This is a genomic window from Stenotrophomonas sp. SMYL86, assembly GCF_036320025.1.
Classification (GTDB): domain Bacteria; phylum Pseudomonadota; class Gammaproteobacteria; order Xanthomonadales; family Xanthomonadaceae; genus Stenotrophomonas; species Stenotrophomonas maltophilia_A.
Genome location: NZ_JAWIRU010000003.1, coordinates 1 through 20,936, shown reverse-complemented (window position 1 = coordinate 20,936; position 20,936 = coordinate 1). Strand labels below are relative to the sequence as shown.

14 protein-coding genes are annotated in these 20,936 nt (G+C 67.0%); 10 read left to right on the top strand and 4 right to left on the bottom strand.

Annotated features, from left to right (window positions below; genetic code table 11):
• Positions 1-124: 124 nt before the first annotated feature.
• The 4 genes from V3B64_RS04900 to V3B64_RS04885 all read right to left on the bottom strand — a co-directional run bounded on the left by V3B64_RS04900 (position 125) and on the right by V3B64_RS04885 (position 3,863).
• The gene (locus tag V3B64_RS04900) at positions 125-634 is read right to left on the bottom strand and encodes a hypothetical protein (RefSeq protein WP_049401650.1); all 510 of its coding nucleotides are present in this window, start codon (positions 632-634) and stop codon (positions 125-127) included.
• A gap of 45 nt (positions 635-679) precedes the next feature.
• Entirely contained in the window at positions 680-973 is a 294-nt protein-coding gene (locus V3B64_RS04895; RefSeq protein WP_049401651.1) for a LysM peptidoglycan-binding domain-containing protein, read from the bottom strand.
• 219 nt (positions 974-1,192) lie between these two features.
• Positions 1,193-2,011, bottom strand: a complete 819-nt coding sequence (queF, locus tag V3B64_RS04890; RefSeq protein ID WP_049424070.1) for an NADPH-dependent 7-cyano-7-deazaguanine reductase QueF — start codon at positions 2,009-2,011, stop codon at positions 1,193-1,195.
• Between the two features lie 532 nt (positions 2,012-2,543).
• The gene (locus V3B64_RS04885; protein ID WP_329913736.1) at positions 2,544-3,863 is read right to left on the bottom strand and encodes a M20 family metallopeptidase; all 1,320 of its coding nucleotides are present in this window, start codon (positions 3,861-3,863) and stop codon (positions 2,544-2,546) included.
• Between the two features lie 186 nt (positions 3,864-4,049).
• Here V3B64_RS04885 and V3B64_RS04880 point away from each other — a divergent pair, with 186 nt between their 5' ends.
• From V3B64_RS04880 to V3B64_RS04835, 10 genes are all read left to right on the top strand, one after another.
• Positions 4,050-5,291, top strand: coding sequence for an efflux RND transporter periplasmic adaptor subunit (locus V3B64_RS04880; protein ID WP_125895790.1), 1,242 nt, complete (start codon positions 4,050-4,052; stop codon positions 5,289-5,291).
• 74 nt (positions 5,292-5,365) lie between these two features.
• Positions 5,366-8,599: an efflux RND transporter permease subunit gene (locus tag V3B64_RS04875; protein WP_100437674.1), complete on the top strand. Its 3,234-nt coding sequence runs from the start codon at positions 5,366-5,368 to the stop codon at positions 8,597-8,599.
• 31 nt (positions 8,600-8,630) lie between these two features.
• Entirely contained in the window at positions 8,631-11,753 is a 3,123-nt protein-coding gene (locus V3B64_RS04870; RefSeq protein ID WP_049424064.1) for an efflux RND transporter permease subunit, read from the top strand.
• A gap of 389 nt (positions 11,754-12,142) precedes the next feature.
• Positions 12,143-14,200 carry a TonB-dependent receptor gene (locus V3B64_RS04865; protein ID WP_329913735.1) on the top strand — a complete coding sequence of 686 codons (2,058 nt, stop codon included), beginning with the start codon at positions 12,143-12,145 and terminating at the stop codon, positions 14,198-14,200.
• A gap of 129 nt (positions 14,201-14,329) precedes the next feature.
• Positions 14,330-16,507 carry a YccS family putative transporter gene (gene yccS / locus V3B64_RS04860; RefSeq protein WP_329913734.1) on the top strand — a complete coding sequence of 726 codons (2,178 nt, stop codon included), beginning with the start codon at positions 14,330-14,332 and terminating at the stop codon, positions 16,505-16,507.
• A 140-nt stretch (positions 16,508-16,647) separates the two neighbouring features.
• Complete coding sequence (locus V3B64_RS04855) at positions 16,648-17,442, top strand: SDR family oxidoreductase (protein ID WP_049401658.1); 795 nt, start codon at positions 16,648-16,650, stop codon at positions 17,440-17,442.
• Between the two features lie 139 nt (positions 17,443-17,581).
• On the top strand, positions 17,582-19,471 hold the full coding sequence (locus V3B64_RS04850; protein ID WP_182266809.1) for an MFS transporter: 1,890 nt from the start codon (positions 17,582-17,584) through the stop codon (positions 19,469-19,471).
• Positions 19,472-19,653: 182 nt separating this feature from the next.
• On the top strand, positions 19,654-19,941 hold the full coding sequence (locus tag V3B64_RS04845; protein ID WP_005419784.1) for a CD225/dispanin family protein: 288 nt from the start codon (positions 19,654-19,656) through the stop codon (positions 19,939-19,941).
• A 34-nt stretch (positions 19,942-19,975) separates the two neighbouring features.
• Positions 19,976-20,254 carry a CD225/dispanin family protein gene (locus tag V3B64_RS04840; protein ID WP_032127177.1) on the top strand — a complete coding sequence of 93 codons (279 nt, stop codon included), beginning with the start codon at positions 19,976-19,978 and terminating at the stop codon, positions 20,252-20,254.
• 43 nt (positions 20,255-20,297) lie between these two features.
• Positions 20,298-20,723 (top strand): DUF2752 domain-containing protein, encoded by a 426-nt coding sequence (locus V3B64_RS04835; RefSeq protein ID WP_006473646.1) that lies wholly within the window; start codon positions 20,298-20,300, stop codon positions 20,721-20,723.
• The last annotated feature ends 213 nt before the right edge of the window (positions 20,724-20,936 follow it).

Below are 20,936 nucleotides of genomic sequence, written 5' to 3'. Positions count from 1 at the left end.
GCGCGGCCCGGTTGTCAGTAGATCCACGCCATGCGTGGATGGGGCCAACCGCCGCTCAATAAAAAAGGACGCAGCCTCGCGGCTGCGTCCATCGTGAGCCCTGCCGGGAGAGAGTCGGCAGGACTTACTTGACCTCGAACTCCTGCGGCGTTCCGGCCGCCTTGCCATCGACGGTGACTTCGGCGCGGTACTTGCCGGCCGGCCAGCCCTTTGCATTCTTGAACGTGACGTTGGTGGTTTCCGCGCCACTGGAGTTCAGGGTGGCGTTCTGTTCGCCGGCCACCTGGCCGTCCTGGTAGGTCAGCTTCGCGCCAACGGTGACGTTGTTGGCAGCGCCGTCGGTCTTGACCGAGACGATGACGTCATCCTTCGGTGCGAACAATGCTGTCGTCGCAACCGACTTGTCGGCGGCTGCGGTCTTGCCGACGGTGACGGCCGAGACGCTGACGGCAGCGGCTTCTGCCATCGGCGGCGGTGCGCCGGTCATCGGCGCCGGGGCCGGCTCAGCCGGCGCGGTCGCTGCCGGAGCGGCATTGCTGTCGGTCGACTCTTCCTTCTTCTTGCAACCGACCAGGGCAACGCTGCCCAGCAGGGCGGCGATCAGGGCGGTCTGGAGCGGGGTGGTCTTGATCATTCGGGGTTCCTCCCAGGGATTGTCGGACGGCGTTCGATCGCCGGCTTACTTCGGCGGCAGTTTCAGGGTCTGGCCCGGGAAGATCTTGTCCGGGTCATCAAGCACATCGCGGTTGGCTTCGAAGATCTTCTTCCAGGCGTTGGCATCGCCCAGGTGCTGCTTGGCGATCTTCGACAGCGAGTCACCCTTCTGCACGGTGTAGGTGCCGCCGCTCACAACGTCGGCGGTGCTGTCCACCGAAGCGCTCACGCCGGAGAAGTCCGCCTTCGGCACCTGTTCGGCGGTACTGTCGACGCTGGCACTGACGCCGGAGAAATCGGCTTTCTTCTCGGTACTCATCCACAACTCCCGTCTGCATGACTACGTGGTTCGCACGGTGCCATGGCGGTTGTTAAATGGGGATGGTGCAGATGTGAAGCCACCCCCGGGGGCGGCTGAACAATCGGGAGAGCCGGTGCCCGGTAGTGCCGGCCGCTCGCCGGCTTGCCCTGGCCCGGGACGCGGGTTCCTTGCGGTTGCCGGTCAGCGGCCGGCACTACCCGTAACCGCCTGCGGCGGTTATTGCCGCAGTTCGCGGTAGGTCGCGGCCGGGGCGGCGATGCCAGGGCTGGCGCGCCAGGGGTTGATGTCCAGGCCACCACGGCGGGTATAGCGGGCCTCCACTTCCAGCCACTGCGGCTGGCAGCGGGCGGACACTTCGCTGAAGATCCGCTCAACGCACTGCTCGTGGAACTCGGCGTGCTCGCGGTAGCTGACCAGGTAGCGCAGCAGGCCCGCGCGGTCGATCTTCGGCCCACGGTAACGCAGGCTGACCGTTGCCCAGTCCGGCTGGCCGGTGACCGGGCAGTTGGACTTCAGCAGCGACGAGACCAGGGTCTCCTCCACCACCTCGCCTGCATCAGCGGCGAGGAAGTCCGCCTGCGGCGGACCGTAGCAGTCGATCTCCACGTCCAGCCCGTCGATGGATTCACCGAGCGGCGTCTCGCGCAGGCCCGGCAGGCCGAACTCGACCTGGACCGGCGCACCGGCGCAGGCTGACAGGTCGGCTACCAGGCGCTCGCGCAGTGCCTCGGCGCTGTCGACGCGGGTGCTGTTGAGGGAGTTGAGGTACAGCTTGAACGACTTCGATTCGATCAGGCGCGGCGAGGTGCACGGCACCTGCACGGTGGCGACGGCGACCTGCGGCTTGCCACGCGGGTCGAGCCAGCTCAGCTCGAAGGCATGCCAGCGGTCATGGCCGACGAACGGCAGCGCGGCGTCATCGAGGCCGATCTCGGCGCGGGCACCGCTGCGGGGGATGGGAAACAGCAGGCCGGGATCGTACTGCGACGGGTAACTGACCTCGCGACCGAGGCTGGAATCCTGTGGGGTGTTCATGGGGCCATTGTATCGCGCCGGGCGCGGGCCTTCGGCCGGGACGGCCAACGGCGGAGCCCCTCCGTGGTGGTTCAGGGCAGTATCTCGGGGTCGGGGGGGGGTGGGTTGGCTGGGGGCCGCTGCAAGTACGTCCATGTAAGCTCGGTCGCCGCATCCATGCGGCTCACGCCCCCAGCCAACCCACCCTCCCGGCCACGGACAATTTCCCGCGCCACCACGGGAAAGATCAGGAAAATCAAGATCAAAAGCAGAAACCGATCCTTCAGAAATTCCTGATATCCGCCATCCACGCCAGCGTGTCGACCAAGGTCGACACCTACCAACAGCCGCGTGAACCTGTCGGGGGCGGGGCGATGTGGGCCTGCAGGACCGTTGGCGCCATGGATGGCGCCATCGAGCCCCCATGGACGGGTTTACGGCGTGTCCTGCAGGCCCACACCGCCCCGCCCAACCAACAGAAATCCAGCACCGCTTTTGCCGTTGACGTTGCCGTTGCTTCGGCGGGTGCAGGGCGCAGCCCTGCCGGAAACCCTCAGCCAGCAGGAGTGCCGGCACCGTTCAAGTAATCCAGGCTCACCTGCAGCAGCGCGCGCAGTCCCACATCCAGCGCCTTCTCATCCAGCAGGAACTTCGGTGAATGATTCGCCGGTGCCGTCGCCGGGTCGATGCCCACGCTGGTCGAACCGACGAAGAAGAACATCCCCGGCACTTCCTTCGCGTACAGCGAGAAATCCTCCGCACCCATCTGCAGCGGTGGCTCGTACACGTTGTCCTTGCCCACCACTGCCTGCAGGCTCGGCAGCATCTTCGCGGTCAGCGCCGGGTCGTTCACCGTGGCCGGATTGCCCTCTGACTCGTAGATGTCCGTCACCGCCTTGGCACCGTGCGCGGCGGCGGTGTGCTCGGCCACGTTGCGCAGGTCGGCGAAGATCTGCTGCCGCATGCCTTCGTCGAAGGTACGGATGGTGCCGACCATTTCCACTTCATCCGGAATGATGTTGTAGCGGATGCCCCCGTTGATCGCGCCGAAGGTCAGCACCGCCGGCTGCTTGGACAGGTTCGCGCGGCGGCTGACGATGGTCTGCGCGGTGCCGACCAGGTCAGCGGTAGCCACGATCGGATCAACACCGTTCCACGGCGCCGAGCCATGCGTCTGGCGACCGATCACCTTGATCCCGAAACGATCCGAGGCGGCCATCAGCGGGCCACCGCGCACCGCGATCTGCCCAGCCTGCACGCTGGAGAACACATGCAGGCCAAACACGGCTTCCGGCTTGAAATCAGCGAACAGGCCTTCCTTCAGCATCAGGGCAGCACCACCCTCTTCCGGCGGCGGTGCCCCCTCTTCGGCCGGCTGGAAGATCAGCATCACCTGGCCCGGCAGATCCTTCTTCATCGACACCAGTGCCTCGGCCACGCCGAGCAGGGTGGCGGTGTGCGCGTCATGGCCGCAGGCATGCATCACGCCCACGGTCTGCCCGCGGTACTGGTCAGTGGCCTTCGAGGCGAACGGCAGGCCGGTCTGTTCGGTCACCGGCAGCGCGTCCATGTCCGCGCGCATGGCGATCTTCGGCCCGGGCTTGCCGCCTTCGATGATCGCCACCACGCCGTGGTGGGCGATGCCGGTCTTCGGCTTCAGGCCCATCGCACGCAGGCGCTTGGCGACCTCGGCCGAGGTGCGCACCTCACGGTTGGACAGTTCCGGGTGCTGGTGGAAGTCGCGCCGCCATTCCACCACCTTGGCCTGCAGCCGCTGGGCGGCAGCGGTCACCTCCGGGCGCTGCCCGTCCTGGGCGTGGGCAAGAGCCGGCAAGGCCAGCAGCAGGGCGGACAGCAGCAACGAACGGCGCATCACGATCTCCACGGCAGGGGGTTCCAGCTGAATGTAGGGCAACACCGCCGCTACGGGAACCTCCGCGGCCGGATCCGGTCTTAGCGCCCGTCCCATCCGTCATGCAGGAAACGTGATGTGGCGCAGGTATGCTTTGCGCATTGCCAACCGGGGCCGTGCCCCGTCCAGCCCTCTTGGAGTCCTTGAATGTCACGTGTTTGGAAGATCGTGCTGCTGGTCGTGGCGGTACTGGTGCTGGCCGTGGTCGGCCTGCGCGTACTCGGCGGGGGCAAGGACAAGGCCGGTAGCCCGGCGGCAGCTGCGCGCCAGGGCGGTGAAGACCCGGATGCCGGCCCGGTGCCGGTGACCGTGGTGGATGCGGCACGCCAGGACGTGCCGGTCTATGCCAGCGCGCTGGGTACGGTGACCGCAATGAACACCGTCACCGTCAGCCCGCAGGTTGGCGGCCAGCTGATGAGCCTGAATTTCCGCGAAGGCCAGGAAGTGAAGAAGGGCGATGTGCTGGCGGTGATCGACCCGCGCACCGCCCAGGCCAGCTATGACCAGGCCGTGGCCTCCAAGCGCCAGAACGAGGCGCTGCTGGCCACCGCGCGTTCCAACTACCAGCGCTCGAACGCGCCGGAGTATCGCCAGTTCGTCGCCAAGACCGATCTGGATACACAGCGAAACCAAGTGGCACAGTACGAAAGCGCAGTCGCGGCGAACGAGGCCAGCATGCGTTCGGCGCAGGTGCAGTTGCAGTACACCAAGGTCACCGCGCCGATCACCGGCATCGCCGGCATCCGCGCGGTCGACGCCGGCAACGTGGTCAACGCCGGCACCGCGCTGGTCACGCTGACCCAGATCCATCCGATCCACGTGCTGTTCAACCTGCCCGAGCGCCAGCTCGGCGATGTGCGCCAGGCACAGGCCGCCGGTGCGGTACCCGTCGCGGCACTGGACCGCGCCGATTCGCACGTGCTGTCCGGCGACGGCAAGCTCGACGTGGTCGACAACCTGATCAGTGCCGACAGCGGCACGTTCAAGGCGCGCGCGATCTTCGACAACACCGACAACGGCCTGTGGCCGGGCCAGTTCGTCAACGTGCGCATGCAGCTGCGCACGATTGCCGGTGGCGTGGTCATTCCGACCCAGGCGGTGCTGCGTGGCCCGGACGGCGAGTACGTCTATGTGGTGCAGGGCGACAACACGGTGAAGATGCAGACCGTGCGCAGCGGCGTGGAAGTGGGTGACAGCCAGGTGCAGATCGCCGAGGGCCTGAAGGGCGGCGAGCGGGTGGTCAGTGAAGGCCAGTTCCGCTTGAAGCCGGGCAGCAAGGTCACCGCGCTGAAGCCGGGCGAAACCCCGGCGGTGCCGACCGAAGCCGAGCTGAAGGCCGCCGAGCAGAAGAACGGCGGCGGTGGCCGTCGTGGCGGCGGCCCGCGCTGAGCGCAGGCTACCGACCTCCCTCGCGCCGGCAAGCCTGCCGGCGCCGACATTGAAGTGCCAGCAAGGATCAGTCCGTGGGCTTTTCGACGATCTTCATCCGCCGCCCCATCGCCACCTCGCTGCTGATGGCGGGCCTGTTGCTGCTGGGCATCCTCGGTTACCGCAAGCTGCCGGTGTCGGCGCTGCCGGAAATCGATGCGCCCAGCCTGGTGGTCACCACCCAGTATCCCGGCGCCAACGCCACCACCATGGCCTCGCTGGTCACCACGCCGCTGGAGCGCCAGTTCGGGCAGATCTCCGGGCTGGAGCTGATGACCTCCGACTCGTCGGCCGGGTTGTCCACGATCATCCTGCAGTTCTCGATGGACCGGAACATCGACATTGCCGCGCAGGACGTGCAGGCGGCGATCCGCCAGGCCACCCTGCCCTCGTCGCTGCCCTACCAGCCGGTCTACAACCGGGTGAATCCAGCCGACGCGGCCATCGTCACCCTGAAACTGACCTCTGACACGCGCCCGCTGCGCGACGTCAACAACTACGCCGACTCGATCCTGGCCCAGCGCCTGTCGCAGGTGCAGGGCGTGGGCCTGGTCTCGATCGCCGGCAACGTGCGCCCGGCCGTGCGCATCCAGGTCAATCCGGCCCAGCTGTCGAACATGGGCCTGACCCTGGAGCAGCTGCGCAGCGCGCTGACCCAGGCCAACGTCAACGCGCCGAAGGGTTCGCTGAACGGCAAGACCCAGTCCTACAGCATCGGTACCAACGACCAGCTCACCAGTGCCGCCGAGTACCGCGACACCATCATCAGCTACAAGAACGGACGTCCCGTGCGTTTGTCCGACGTGGCCGAAGTGGTTGATGGCGTAGAGAACGACCAGCTGGCCGCCTGGGCCGATGGCAAGCCGGCGGTGCTGCTGGAAGTGCGCCGCCAGCCCGGCGCCAACATCGTGCAGACCGTCGAGCGCATCCGCGCGATCCTGCCGCAGCTGCAGGGCGTGCTGCCAGCCGACGTGCACCTGGAGATCTTCAACGACCGTACCGAGACCATCCGCGCCTCGGTGCATGAGGTGCAGTTCACCCTGATCCTGACCATCGGCCTGGTGGTGGCGGTGATCTTCGTGTTCCTGCGCCGCCTGTGGGCCACGATCATTCCCTCGGTGGCGGTGCCGTTGTCGCTGGCCGGCACCTTCGCGGTGATGGCCTTTGCCGGCATGTCGCTGGACAACCTCTCGCTGATGGCGCTGGTGGTGGCCACCGGCTTCGTGGTCGACGATGCGATCGTGATGATCGAGAACATCGTGCGTTACATCGAGCAGGGCAAGAGTGGCAAGGAAGCGGCCGAAATCGGTGCGCGCCAGATCGGCTTCACCGTGCTGTCGCTGACCGTTTCGCTGGTGGCGGTGTTCCTGCCGCTGCTGCTGATGCCCGGCGTCACCGGCCGCCTGTTCCACGAGTTCGCGTGGGTGCTGAGCATCGCCGTCGTGCTGTCGATGCTGATCTCGCTGACGCTGACCCCGATGATGTGCGCCTACCTGCTCAAGCCCGACGCCTTGCCCGAAGGCGAGGACGCACATGAGCGTGCGGCGGCGGCCGGCAAGCAGAACCTGTGGACGCGCACCGTCGGCCTGTACGAGCGCAGTCTGGACTGGGTGCTGGACCACCAGCGCCTGACCCTGGCCGTGGCCGGCGGCGCACTGGTGCTGACCGTGCTGCTGTACGTGCTGATTCCCAAGGGCCTGCTGCCCGAACAGGACACCGGCCTGATCACCGGCGTGGTCCAGGCTGACCAGAACATCGCCTTCCCGCAGATGGAGCAGCGCACCAAGCAGGTGGCCGAAGCGCTGCGCCAGGACCCGGACGTGACCGGCGTGTCAGCCTTCATCGGCGCGGGCAGCATGAACCCCACGCTCAACCAGGGCCAGCTGTCGATCGTGCTGAAGGAACGCGGCGAGCGCGACGGCCTGGACAAGATCCTGCCGCGCCTGCAGAAGGCCGTCGCCGGTATTCCGGGCGTGGCCCTGTACCTGAAGCCGGTCCAGGACGTGACGCTGGATACCCGCGTGGCCGCCACCGAGTACCAGTACTCGCTGTCGGACGTCGATCCGGCGACCGTGGCCACCCAGGCCACACGCCTGACCGAAGCGCTGCGCAAGCGCCCGGAACTGGCCGACGTCGACAACAACCTGTCCAACCAGGGCCGCGCGCTTGAACTGAACATCGACCGCGACAAGGCCAGCGTGCTGGGCGTGCCGATGCAGACCATCGACGACACCCTCTACGATGCGTTCGGCCAGCGCCAGATCTCGACCATCTTCACCGAACTCAACCAGTATCGGGTTGTGCTGGAAGTGGCGCCGGAGTTCCGCACCAGCACCGCGCTGATGGAACAGCTGGCCGTTGCCTCCAATGGTGCCGGTGCACTGACCGGCACCAATGCCACCAGTTTCGGCCAGGTCACCTCGTCGAACTCATCGACGGCTACCGGCATCGGCGCGCAGAACACCGGTATCACCGTCGGCGCGGGCAGCATCATTCCGCTGTCGGCACTGGCCGAAGGCAAGGTCAGCAGTGCGCCGCTGGTGGTCAGCCATCAGCAGCAACTGCCGGCAGTGACGGTCTCGTTCAACGTGGCGCCGGGCTATTCGCTGTCCGAAGCCGTGCGTGCAATCCAGGAGACCAAGGACAGCCTGGACATGCCCACCCACCTGCATGCCGAATTCATCGGCAAGGCCGCCGAATTCACCGGCAGCCAGACCGATGTGGTGTGGCTGCTGCTGGCCTCGCTGGTGGTGATCTACATCGTGCTGGGCGTGCTCTACGAGAGCTACATTCACCCGATCACGATCATCTCCACGCTGCCGCCGGCCGGTGTCGGCGCGCTGCTGGCACTGATGCTGTGCGGGCTGAGCCTGTCCGTGGACGGCATCGTCGGCATCGTGCTGCTGATCGGCATCGTCAAGAAGAACGGCATCATGATGGTGGACTTCGCGATCGAGGCGCGCCGCGCCGGCGCCAACGCGCATGAAGCGATCCGCCGCGCCTGCCTGCTGCGCTTCCGCCCGATCATGATGACCACCGCCGCGGCCATGCTCGGCGCGCTGCCGTTGGCACTGGGCACCGGCATCGGTTCGGAACTGCGCCGCCCGCTGGGCATCGCCATCGTCGGTGGCCTGCTGCTGTCGCAGCTGGTCACCCTGTACACCACGCCGGTGATCTACCTGTATATGGAGCGCTTCTCCGAATGGCTGGCCCGCCGCCGCGAGCAGCGCGCACTGCGCGACGGTTCGCTGCAGGAGCCGCAGGCATGATCCACGCCCCGCTGCTGCGGGGGGCCGCACGATGAACCTGTCCGGCCCCTTCATCCGCCGTCCGATCGGCACCGCGCTGCTGGCCATCGGCCTGTTCATGGTCGGCCTGATCTGCTATCTGCGGCTGGGCGTGTCGGCACTGCCGAACATCGAGATCCCGGTGATCTTCGTGCACGCCAGCCAGTCCGGTGCCGATGCGGCAACCATGGCCTCCACGGTCACCGCGCCGCTGGAACGTCATCTCGGCCAGCTGCCGGGCATCGACCGCATGCGCTCGTCGAGCTCGGAAGGCAGCTCGCTGGTGTTCATGATCTTCCAGAGCGGCCACAACATCGATTCGGCCGCGCTGGACGTACAAACTGCGATCAATTCGGCGCAGGCCGACCTGCCCTCGGGCATGGGCTCGCCGATGTACCAGAAGGCGAACCCGAACGACGACCCGGTGATCGCCATCGCGCTGACTTCGCAGACGCAGTCGGCCGACGAGCTGTACAACGTCGCCGATTCGCTGCTGGCGCAGCGCATCCGCCAGATCAGCGGTGTTGCTTCGGTCGACATCGCCGGTGCCTCGACGCCGGCGGTGCGTGTGGACGTCAACCTGCGCCTGATGAACGCACTCGGCCTGACCGCCGATGACCTGCGCAACGCGGTGCGTGCGGCCAACGTGACCTCACCCACCGGCTTCCTCAGCGATGGCAACACCACCACCGCGATCATCGCCAACGATTCGGTGGCACGCGCCGCCGACTTCGCCGACCTGGTGGTCAAGACCCAGGGCGATGGCCGGGTGATCCGGCTGAAGGACATCGCCAACGTCTACGACGGCCAGCAGGATGCCTACCAGGCGGCGTGGTTCGACCACAAGCCGGCGGTGGTGATGTACGTGTTCACCCGCGCCGGCGCCAACATCGTGGAGACCGTGGACCGGGTCAAGGCACAGATCCCCGCGCTGCGCGACTACCTGCAGCCGGGCACCACGATGACGCCGTACTTCGACCGTACGCCGACCATCCGCTCGTCGCTGCATGAAGTGCAGATCACTCTGCTGATCAGCCTGGCGATGGTGGTGCTGACCATGGCGCTGTTCCTGCGCCGGCTGGCACCCACGCTGATCGCCGCAGTGACCGTGCCGCTGTCGCTGGCCGGTGCCGCGCTGGTGATGTACGTGATGGGTTTCACCCTGAACAACCTGAGCCTGCTGGCGCTGGTGATCGCGATCGGCTTCGTGGTCGACGATGCGATCGTGGTGATCGAGAACATCATGCGCCACCTCGACGAAGGCATGCCGCGGATGCAGGCAGCGCTGACCGGCGCGCGCGAGATCGGCTTCACCATCGTCTCGATCACCGCCTCGCTGGTGGCGGTGTTCATCCCGCTGCTGTTCGCCAGCGGCATGATGGGCGCGTTCTTCCGCGAGTTCACCGTCACCCTGGTGGCGGCCATCGTGGTCTCGATGATCGTCTCGCTGACCCTGACCCCGGCGCTGTGCAGCCGCTTCCTCAGCGCCCACGACCACACGGCGCCGCCGTCGCGCTTCGGCCGTTGGCTGGATGCCGGCCACGAGCGCATGCTGCGCATCTACACCGTGTTCCTGGATTTCTCGCTGCGCCATGCGCTGCTGCTGTCGCTGACGCCGCTGCTGCTGATCGGTGCCACCGTCTTCCTGTTCGGCGCGGTGAAGAAGGGCGCGTTCCCGCCGCAGGACACCGGCCTGATCTGGGGCCGCGCCAACTCCAGCGCCACCGTTTCCTTCGAGGACATGGTCGCCCGCCAGCGCCGCATCACCGACATGCTGATGGCCGACCCGGCGGTGAAGACCGTGGGTGTGCGCCTGGGCAGCGGTCGCCAGGGCTCCAGCGCACAGTTCAACGTCGAGCTGAAATCACGCAAGGAAGGCCGCCGCGAAACCACCGCACATGCCCTGGCGCGACTGAGCGCCAAGGCCGACCGCTACCCCGACCTGCAGCTGCGCCTGCGCGCGATCCAGGACCTGCCCAGCAACGATGGCGGTGGCTCCAGCCAGGGCGCGCAGTACCGCATCTCGCTGCAGGGCAATGACCTGGCGTCACTGCAGGAATGGCTGCCCAAGCTGCAGGCGGAGCTGAAGAAGAACCCGAAGCTGCGCGACGTCGGCACCGATGTGGACAATGCCGGGCTGCGCCAGAACATCGAGATCGACCGTGCCAAGGCCGCCCGCCTGGGTGTTTCGGTCGGCGCCATCGACGGCGCTCTGTACGGTGCGTTCGGCCAGCGCCAGATCTCGACCATCTATTCGGACATCAACCAGTACAGCGTGGTGGTCAACGCCCTGCCCTCGCAGACCGCTACGCCGGCGGCGCTGGACGAGGTGCATGTGCGTGCGCGCAACGGCGACATGGTGCCGCTCACGGCGGTGGCCAAGCAGGTGCCGGGGCTGGCGCCTTCGCAGATCACCCATGAGAACCAGTACACGACGATGGACCTCAGCTACAACCTGGCGCCGAACGTGAGCATGGGCGAGGCCAAGGCGATCATCGACGCGACCGTGGCCGGCATGCGCATGCCCGGCGACATCCGCCTGGCTGATGACGCCGGCTTCGGCTTCAACTCCGACCCCAGCGACATGCTGATCCTGGTGTTTGCCGCGATCCTGACCGTGTACCTGGTGCTGGGCATGCTGTACGAGAGCCTGATCCACCCGGTCACCATCCTGTCCACGCTGCCGGCGGCGGGCGTGGGTGCGCTGCTGGCGTTGTTCGGCACCAATACCGAACTATCGGTGATCTCGATGATCGCGCTGGTGCTGCTGATCGGCATCGTCAAGAAGAACGCGATCATGATGATCGACTTCGCGCTGGTGGCGCAGCGCGAACATGGGCTGGCACCGCGCGAAGCGGCACGCGAGGCCAGCATCGTGCGCTTCCGCCCGATCATGATGACCACGATGGTGGCGATCCTGGCGGCGGTTCCGCTGGCGATCGGCCTCGGCGAAGGGTCCGAGCTGCGGCGTCCGCTGGGTATCGCGATGATCGGCGGCCTGCTGTTCTCGCAGAGCCTGACCCTGCTCAGCACGCCGGCGCTGTACGTGATCTTCTCCTGCCTGGCCGAGCGCTGGCGGGCACGTCGCGCACGCAGGCGCGAAGCGAAGCTGCTCAAGCGCGCGCAACGGGCGTAGAAGGGCCCATCCACGCAGGGCGTGGATCTACTGGTAGCGCCGGCCGCTGGCCGGCGTTCTCCGTACAGCCAATCTGCCGGCCAGCGGCCGGCACTACCGTGGGAGCGGATGGTGGGTACGAACCGTGGGCACGGATGGTGGGTGCGGACCGTGGGTGCGGACCGTGGGTGCGGACCGTGGGCACGGATGGTGGGTGCGGACCGTTGGTCCGCATACCTCCGGGTTTGACGCACGGTAACGAAAAGAGAACAATTCTCATCCAGCCATGGTCCTGCGCCCCTTCGCGGCGCCCCGCTGCCATCTCCGGCCAGCCTGCGTGATCCCAGCCACTGCCCCTTCCCCCAACCGTGGGCGGATGGCCTGTGGCCGTCCGTCGAGGACCACCATCGATGCTGCCTTCCCGTTCTCCCCGCCTGGCCCTGCTGGCCATCGCCCTGTCAGCCGCCTGCGCTGCCCATGCCGAAGCGCCGGCCGTCAGCCGTAACGCCACCGATCTGGATGCGGTGAAGGTCACCGCCGAACGCACCCATACCGACGCTGGCGCACTGGGCGACCGCGCCCTGCGCGACACTCCGTTCGCGATCACCGCTGTTGGCCGCGAGCAGATCGAGCAGCGCCAGGTGGTCTCGCTGGGCGAAGCCTTCCTGCTCGACCCTTCGGTCAGCACCCAGGTCAGCGCCTATGCCAGTGGCTGGAGCTCGCCCATCCGCAACCGCGGTCTGGAGCTGAACTACGACAGCTACCGGGTCAATGGCCTGCAGGTCTCTTCCTGGGGCACCGAATGGCCGCTGGAAGTGATGGAACAGGTCGATCTGCTGAAAGGCCCGGGCGGATTCCTGTATGGCTTCGGCACCCCCGGCGGCATCGTCAACTACATCACCAAGAAGCCGACGGACACGCCCACCTTCTCCGCCCAGCTGGGCTGGCGCGAACAGGGCATCGTCAGCGGCGGCATCGACGTTGGCGGCCGCTTCGGCAACGAGCAGATGTTCGGCTACCGCTTCAACGCCTTCCAGGAAAGAGGCGAGACCTTCAATGGCGGACACGTCGATCGCAAGGTTGGCGCACTGTCGCTGGACGCGCGCCTGAGCGATGCGCTCACCTGGACCTTCGACGGTGTGTTCCAGTCGCGCGACCTGCGCGAGGAATCGCCGCAGTACTACTTCCGTGGCCTGACCTCGTTGCCGCGGCCGATCGCCGGAGATACCGACAACAGCGTGCCCGGCACCTACTACGACACACGCTCCAGCCTGCTGTCGACCGGCTTGAACTGGCAGATCAACAGCGACTGGAAAGCCAGCCTGAGTTACGGCGTCACCACCTCGTGGAATGACGTCAACAAGATCTTCGCCTACATCGACGATCTCAACGGCGACTACGACGTCAACGTCTACGAACTGGGTGGCAAGAGCGAGTGGAAGCTGGCCCAGGCGATGCTGCAGGGCAGCTTCCGCACCGGCCCCCTTCAGCATCAGGTGGTGGCGGGCATCAGCCACCAGACCGGACTGGGCTGGGACCGCCCCTACGAGTGGAACCTGATTGGCCGCGCCAACCTGTACCAGCGCCATGCCATCCGCCACGACGCCGTTGGTTCGCGGGTGATGACCCGCGGCGACGAGACGGTGCAGCAGGCGGTGTTCGCAAGCGATACGGTGAACCTCGGCAACGGCTGGTCGGTGCTGGTGGGCTGGCGCTACAACGACTTCGAAACCAAGGGGCGGTACCACACCTACCCGGTCACCCCGACCTACGCCGTGATGTTCAAGCCCAGCGAGGCGGTCACCCTCTACGCCAGCTACATCGAGTCGCTCGAAGCGGGCAGCCGCGTAGGCAACAGCTACATCAACGCCGGTGACGTGCTCGATCCCACCATCAGCAAGCAGTACGAGATCGGGGCCAAGGTCGAAGCGGCGCGTTGGAATGCGAACGTGGCCGCGTTCCGGCTGGAACGTGGTGCCAACATCGATGAGCTCACGCCGGCCGGCAAGCGCCTGGTGCAGGACGGCATCACGCTGTACGAAGGCATTGAAGCCAGTGCCGACCTGCACCTCAACGATGCACTGACCGTCGGCGGCGGCGTCACCTGGCTGGATCCGACCTACGACAAGCTGTCCCCGGGCAGCGCCGCACAGGAAGGCAACCGTACCGCCGGTGCTGCGCGCTGGAGCGGGGTACTGCACGCCACCTACCAGCTGCCGTGGGTAGACGGCTTGGAAACCTATGCCGCCGTGCGCTACTACGGCGATGTCTGGTACGACGCCGACAACACCCTGAAGCTGCCTGACTACACGCTGGTGAATGCAGGCATCGGCTATCGCCTGCTGGCGTCCGGCCATCCGGTGACCCTGCGTGCCAGCGTCGAGAACCTGGCCAACCGGAAGTACTGGTCCAACGCCGGCGCCGGCCTGCCGCGCACGTTCGCGGTGAGCGTGCGCTGGGAGATGTAAGGTGCCGGTCCCCGCCGTCCATGCGGACGACGGGCCCGCACATGGACGGTGGGTGCGGACCGTTGGTCCGCACTCCATATTTCACCCCACACCCGCAATAATGGTGGGAGACCCTTCCACCGAGCCTGCATGCCCGCCCGCGAATCCCGCCTCAGCCGCCTGTGGGCCCACGAAAAGGCCAGTTATGGCCTTCGGGTGTTCATCGCCCTGACCGCAGCGCTTGCCGTGTGCTGGCAGCTGGACGCGCTCACTGCCCTGCCCGGCGTGTTCCTCGGCATCATTGCCAGCGCCATCGCCGAGACCGATGACAACTGGTGGGGCCGTACCAAGGCGGTACTGCTGTCGCTGCTGTGCTTCTGCCTCGCCGCCGCTTCGGTGATCTGGCTGTTCCCCTGGCCATGGATCTTCATCGGCGCGCTGGCGCTGTCCACCTTCGGGTTGACCCTGCTGGGTGCGCTCGGCGAGCGCTACGCGTCCATCGCCCAGGCCACGGTAACGCTGGCGATCTACACCATGATCGGGCTGGAGCAGCATGGCGCCAGCGACCTGCACAGCGCGCTGGACGCGGTCAGCCACCTGCTGGCCGGTGCGGTCTGGTACGGCCTGCTGTCGATCCTGTGGACCGCGCTGTTTGCCAACCGACCGGTGCGCGAACGGGTGGCGCGCCTGTATGTGGAACTGGGCCGCTACCTGCAGCTGAAGGCCGCGCTGTTCGAACCGGTGCGCGAGGCCGACCTGCAGCGTCGCCAGCTGGACCTGGCCGAACAGAACCGGCGCGTGGTCGGTGCGCTCAACGAAGCCAAGACCGCGATCCTGGCCCGCTTCGGCCGTTCCGGGCGGCCCGGCGTGAACTCCGGCCTGTACCTGCGCCTCTACTACATGGCACAGGATTTCCACGAGCGCGCCAGCTCCTCGCACTACCCGTACGGTGCGCTGGTCGATGCCTTCTTCCACAGCGATGTGCTGTACCGCTGCCAGCGCCTGCTCGACCTGCAGGGGCAGGCCTGCGCACGGCTGGGCGAGGCGATCCGCCTGCGCCGTCCGTTCGTGTATGGCGAAAGCAACCAGCAGGCCGGGCGCGACCTGGCCGATGCGCTGGCCTATCTGCGCGACCAGCAGCGGCCGCAGTGGCAGCGACTGCTTGGCTCGCTGGATCTGCTGGTGCACAACCTGCGCAGCATCGAGCGCCGCCTGCTGGATGCGGAGCGCTCCGAGGCCAGCCTGGACAACGTCGATACCCGCCTGCGCGACAGCAACCCGCACACCCTGCGCGAGATGGGCGTGCGCGTGCGCCAGCAGCTCACGCCCGGCTCGGTCCTGTTCCGCCACGGCCTGCGCATGGCATTGGCCCTGATCGCCGGCTTCGCGGCAATCCGCTTGTTCAATGCACAGAACGGCTCGTGGGTGCTGCTGACCATCGTGTTCGTGTGCCGCCCCAACTTCGGCGCGACCCGCCAGCGCCTTGCACAACGCATCGTCGGCACCGTGGCCGGCCTGGTGCTGACCTGGGCACTGCTGCAGCTGTTCCCACAGCTGCACGTACAGCTGCTGATCGCGCTGCTGTCGGCGCTGCTGTTCTTCTTCACCCGCACCGACCGCTACCTGGTGGCGTCGGCGGCGATCACGGTGATGGCCCTGACCTGCTTCAACCTGATCGGCGACGGCTTCGTGCTGATCGTGCCGCGCATGGTCGATACGCTGCTGGGTTGTGCAATCGCCGCCGCGGCCGCCTTCCTGATCCTGCCCGACTGGCAGGGCCGGCAGCTGCATCTTGTGCTGGCGCGGGTGCTGGACACCGCCGCGCGCTATCTGGATTCGGTGCTGGGCCAGTACCGCAGCGGCATGCGTGACGATCTGGCCTACCGCATCGCCCGCCGCGACATGCACAACGCCGACGCCGCGCTGTCCACCGCGCTGTCGAACATGCTGCGTGAACCCGGCCATGTGCGCCGCAATCTGGATGCCGGCTTCCACTTCCTGGCGCTGTCCAACACACTGCTCGGGCACCTGTCGGCCCTGGGTGCGCACCGCGACCAGGTGGACAGCTACGCCGGCGATCCGCTGGCGCTGGCTGCCGGTGAGCGCGTGCGCAAGGCGCTGCAGCAGCTGGCGACGGCCCTGGGCGCTCGGCAGCCGGTCAGCGAGGACGACAACGACGCTGATCGCGCGGTGGCGGCCGAACTGGAACAGATCGACGAGGCGATGCCGCCGAAGCTGCAGCTGATCCGCACGCAGATGGCGCTGGTGCTGCGGATGCTGCCGAAGGTGCGGGCGGCGGCGAATGAGGCGGTGACCAGCCTGACCTGATCCCTCATCGCTGGTCGGACATTCCATCCACGCATGGCGTGGATCTACTGCACCGCGTGCAACCGTGCGTTGCGTATGGCGATGCATCCCGATCACGTTCCCGCGCGGATACTGGGTGATCCCCTGCCCCGGATTCCTCCATGAAGATCGAACTCACCGGCCGTACCGCGCTGGTCACCGCCTCCACCGCCGGCATCGGCCTGGCGATTGCCCAGGGCCTGGCCAACGCGGGCGCGCGGATCATTCTCAACGGCCGCAGCACCGACAGCGTCGAACGCGCCCGCCAGCGCCTGCTCGCCGCCGTTCCGGGTGCCGACGTGCTCGGCGTGGCCGCCGACCTCTCCGATGCGGCCGGCGTCGACACGCTGCTGGCAGGCCTGCCCAAGGTCGACATCCTGGTCAACAACGCCGGCATTTTCGGCCCCGAGGACTTCTTCGAGACCGAAGACGCGACCTGGGAACGTTACTGGCAGACCAACGTGATGTCCGGCGTGCGCCTGTCGCGGGCACTGTTGCCGGCGATGGTCGATGCCGGCTGGGGTCGCGTACTGTTCATCTCGTCCGAATCGGCACGCAACATTCCGGCCGACATGATCCACTACGGGGTCAGCAAGACCGCGCAGCTGTCGCTGTCGCGCGGCCTGGCCAAGCGCGTGGCCGGCAGCGGCGTCACCGTCAACGCGGTGTTGCCCGGCCCGACCCTGTCTGACGGTTTCGCAGCGATGTTCGAAGATGAACGCCAGCGCAGCGGCAAGCCACTGGAGCAGATCGGCCGCGAGTTCGTGATGACACACCGGCCGTCTTCGGTGATCCAGCGCACCGCCACGGTCGAGGAAGTGGCCAACATGGTGGTGTACCTGGCCTCGCCGCAGGCCTCGGCGACCTCGGGTGCGGCGCTGCGCGTGGATGGCGGCGTGGTCGACGATATCGTCTGAGACCTATCAAGGTGTGCGGACCAACGGTCCGCACCCACAGTTGTGGGGCTTCAGTAGATCCACGCCATGCGTGGATGCATCCCGCCATGGTCCCGGCGGATAGGCAGGAATGCTAGGCTGCGCCGGTCAAGGAGGCTCCATGTCCGGTCACAACCAGTTCGCCCTGCTGCGCCAGCGCCGTTTCCTGCCGTTCTTCGTCGTCCAGGCACTCGGAGCGTTCAACGACAACGTGTACCGGCAGGCGATCATCAGCATGTTGCTGTTCATGGCCGTACCGGAGGAAGAACTGGGGCTGTACGCCACGCTGGCACCGGCCATCTTCATCCTGCCGTACTTCCTGTTCTCGGCGCTGGCCGGGCAGATCGCCGACAAACTGGAAAAATCGCGGCTGATCGTGATCACCACCACCATGGAGATCGTGATCATGTCGCTGGCAGCCACCGGCTTCCTCACTCAGAGCCTGCCGGTGCTGCTGGTCGCCCTGTTCTGCACCGGCATGCAGTCGACCCTGTTCGGCCCGGTGAAGTACTCGGTGCTGCCGTCGGTGCTCAAGCCCGAAGAGCTGACCGGTGGCAACGGCCTGGTTGAAATGGGCACCTCGATGTCGATCCTGTCCGGCATGATCGTCGGCGGCCTGGTGTTCACCGTGGCCGGCAGCCACGGCACGGTGGTGGCGGCCTGCGCGATCATCGGCCTGGCGATCTGCGGCAACATCGCCGCACGCCTGATTCCCAAGGTCGATGCCGGCGACCCGAACCTGAAGATCAACTGGAACCCGCTGCCCGAATCACTGGCGGTGCTGCGCATGGCGCGCCAGCAGAAGGCGGTGCGCAATTCAATCCTGGGCGTGTCCTGGTTCTGGTTCGTCGGCACCGTGCTGACCTCGCAGCTGCCGGCCTATGCCGTGACCAACCTCGGCGGTGAGCCGACCCTGTATATCTTTGCGCTGGCCCTGTTCTCGGTCGGCACCGGCGTTGGCTCGTTGCTGTGCGAGAAGCTGTCGGCACGCACGGTGGAAATCGGCCTGGTGCCGCTGGGTGCGTTCGGCATGACCGCGTTCCTGCTCGACCTGTACTTCGCGCGCAGTGGCGAAGCGACCGTGCACGGACTGACCATCGGGACGTTCCTGCAGCAGCCGGGCAGCATCCGCATCGTCATCGACCTGATCGGCATCGGCCTGTTCACCGGCATCTTCGTGGTGCCGCTGTTCGCGCTGATCCAGAGCCGCACGCCGAAGGCGCAGATGTCGCGCGTGTTTGCGGCGCTGAACATCCAGAACTCCGGCTTCATCGTCGGCGCAGCCCTGCTGTCGCTGGCCGCGCACAAGCTGCTGCACTGGTCCATCCCGCAGCAGTTCCTGGCGCTGGCCATCGCCAACGCACTGGTGGCGATCTACATCTTCACCATCGTCCCCGAATTCCTGATGCGCTTCCTCAGCTGGCTGATGGTGCGCACCCTGTACCGCCTGCGCCCGCACGGCATCGAGGCCAACGTGCCCGACGAGGGCGCCGCGCTGCTGGTCTGCAACCATGTCAGCTACATGGACGCACTGATCCTGTCGGCGACGATCCCGCGCCCGGTGCGCTTCGTCATGTACTACAAGATCTTCAACATCCCGGTGATGCGCTGGATCTTCCGGACCGCCAAGGCGATCCCGATCGCCGGTGCGCGCGAAGACCCGGCGCTGATGCAGCGCGCGTTCGATGACATCGACGCTGCGCTGGCCGAAGGCGAGCTGGTCTGCATCTTCCCGGAAGGCGCGCTGACCAAGGATGGTGCGATGGCACCGTTCAAGTCCGGCGTCGAGAAGATCCTCGAACGGCGGCCGGTGCCGGTGGTGCCGATGGCGCTGCGAGGCATGTGGTCGAGCATGTGGAGCCGGCGCGACAGCCGCCTGGGCCGCATGCGCGTGCCGCGCCGTTTCCGCGCCACCGTCGAGGTGGTGGCGGCAGCGGCCGTGGATGGCCACAGCACCAGCGCGCCGGTGCTGGAGGCCCAGGTGCGGGCCCTGCGCGGCGATCACGCCTGACGAGATGGGCCCGCCGAGCGGGCCCAGCGGACTCCCCCACATACGTCACCGTCCAGTGGTGTACGCGACATGTCGTGACTGTAAACGCATACATGCAACGCAGGTTGCGGTAGATTACGCACCCACAGGGGGGAGGTCCGGCCGATTCATCATGGCCGGCCACCAAGGAATGGAGTCTCGCTTTGAATCAACCACCACCGCTCAGCCGTCCGGTCTACATCCCCAACCATCTGGTCTGGGCGATCCTGACGACGCTGTTCTGCTGCCTGCCGTTGGGCGTGGTGTCGATCGTGTACGCCTCCCAGGTCGATGGCCGCCGCGCGGCCGGCGACCTGCCGGGGGCCTACAGTGCGTCGCGCAAGGCGGGCTGGTGGGCGGTGGCTTCGGCCGTGGCCCTGCCGGTCCTGTTGCTGTTGTGGTTCGGGCTGTTCGGCGGCTTGGCCGTACTGGGCGCTCTTTCCGACCAATGATTCACCACCACCACCCATCAAGGAGCTTGAACCCATGAATACTGCTACTCCGCAGGTCCCGAACAACCTGGTCTGGGCGATCCTGACCACCCTGTTCTGCTGCCTGCCGGCCGGCATCGTGTCGATCGTCTACGCCGCCCAGGTCAACGGCAAGCTGGCGGCCGGCGACATCGCCGGCGCCCAGGACTCCGCCGCCAAGGCCAAGAAGTGGGCCATGTGGTCGGCCATCGCCTGGGTCGTGCTGGTCGTGCTGTACGTGCTGTTCTTCGTTGTGCTCGGCGGCATGGGCGCGATGAGCAACGGCAACTACTGATACGCCTGGACGGATCCGGCGCCTGCGCCGGATCCGTTGTTGCATGTCCGCGCTTCCCGCTCGTTCCCGACTCGCCCGCTGGGCACCGCTGCTGGTTTCCGCCGGCCTGGCCGTGGGTGCCACGGTGGTGCTGCGCAACGTCAATCCGTATGTCGCCGGCAATCCCCTGCCGAGCTGCCCGCTGTACGCGCTGACCGGCCTGTACTGCCCGGGCTGTGGCAGCACGCGCTGCCTGTATTCCCTGGTCCACTTCGACCTGCCCGGCGCGATGGCGATGAACCCGCTGCTGGTCATCAGCCTGCCGTTCCTGTTGTTGATGCTGCTGAACATCGCCGGCATCCGCCCGCGTGTGCTCGACCCGCTGATGCGGGTGCTGGCCAATCCCGTGTTCTGGCTCTGGGTGCTGCCCGGGTATGCGCTGCTGCGCAACCTGCCGTGGGCACCGTTCACTGCACTGGCACCGATCTAGGTTTCCAGCCAACGGCGCAGCCCCTCGTGGTGGGCGGCGTTTGTCGATCATGGGGTTGGGCGGGGGGGGGGGGGGGGGGGGGGGGGGGGGGGCCCCCCCCCACCCCCCCCCCGCCGCGCGCGCCCCCCCCCCCCCCCCCCCCCCCCCCCCCCCCCCCCCCCCCCCCCCCCCCCCGCCCACGGACAGTTTCCGTGTGCGTCCACCACGGAAAAG

Excerpts from the sequence above, each read along its gene's own strand:
- V3B64_RS04850 (WP_182266809.1), top strand. The coding sequence starts at position 17,582 with ATGTCCGGTCACAACCAGTTCGCCCTGCTGCGCCAGCGCCGTTTCCTG.
- yccS (WP_329913734.1), top strand. The coding sequence starts at position 14,330 with ATGCCCGCCCGCGAATCCCGCCTCAGCCGCCTGTGGGCCCACGAAAAG.
- V3B64_RS04885 (WP_329913736.1), bottom strand. The coding sequence starts at position 3,863 with ATGCGCCGTTCGTTGCTGCTGTCCGCCCTGCTGCTGGCCTTGCCGGCT.
- queF (WP_049424070.1), bottom strand. The coding sequence starts at position 2,011 with ATGAACACCCCACAGGATTCCAGCCTCGGTCGCGAGGTCAGTTACCCG.
- V3B64_RS04840 (WP_032127177.1), top strand. The coding sequence starts at position 19,976 with ATGAATACTGCTACTCCGCAGGTCCCGAACAACCTGGTCTGGGCGATC.
- V3B64_RS04880 (WP_125895790.1), top strand. The coding sequence starts at position 4,050 with ATGTCACGTGTTTGGAAGATCGTGCTGCTGGTCGTGGCGGTACTGGTG.
- V3B64_RS04855 (WP_049401658.1), top strand. The coding sequence starts at position 16,648 with ATGAAGATCGAACTCACCGGCCGTACCGCGCTGGTCACCGCCTCCACC.
- V3B64_RS04900 (WP_049401650.1), bottom strand. The coding sequence starts at position 634 with ATGATCAAGACCACCCCGCTCCAGACCGCCCTGATCGCCGCCCTGCTG.
- V3B64_RS04895 (WP_049401651.1), bottom strand. The coding sequence starts at position 973 with ATGAGTACCGAGAAGAAAGCCGATTTCTCCGGCGTCAGTGCCAGCGTC.
- V3B64_RS04865 (WP_329913735.1), top strand. The coding sequence starts at position 12,143 with ATGCTGCCTTCCCGTTCTCCCCGCCTGGCCCTGCTGGCCATCGCCCTG.
- V3B64_RS04870 (WP_049424064.1), top strand. The coding sequence starts at position 8,631 with ATGAACCTGTCCGGCCCCTTCATCCGCCGTCCGATCGGCACCGCGCTG.
- V3B64_RS04835 (WP_006473646.1), top strand. The coding sequence starts at position 20,298 with ATGTCCGCGCTTCCCGCTCGTTCCCGACTCGCCCGCTGGGCACCGCTG.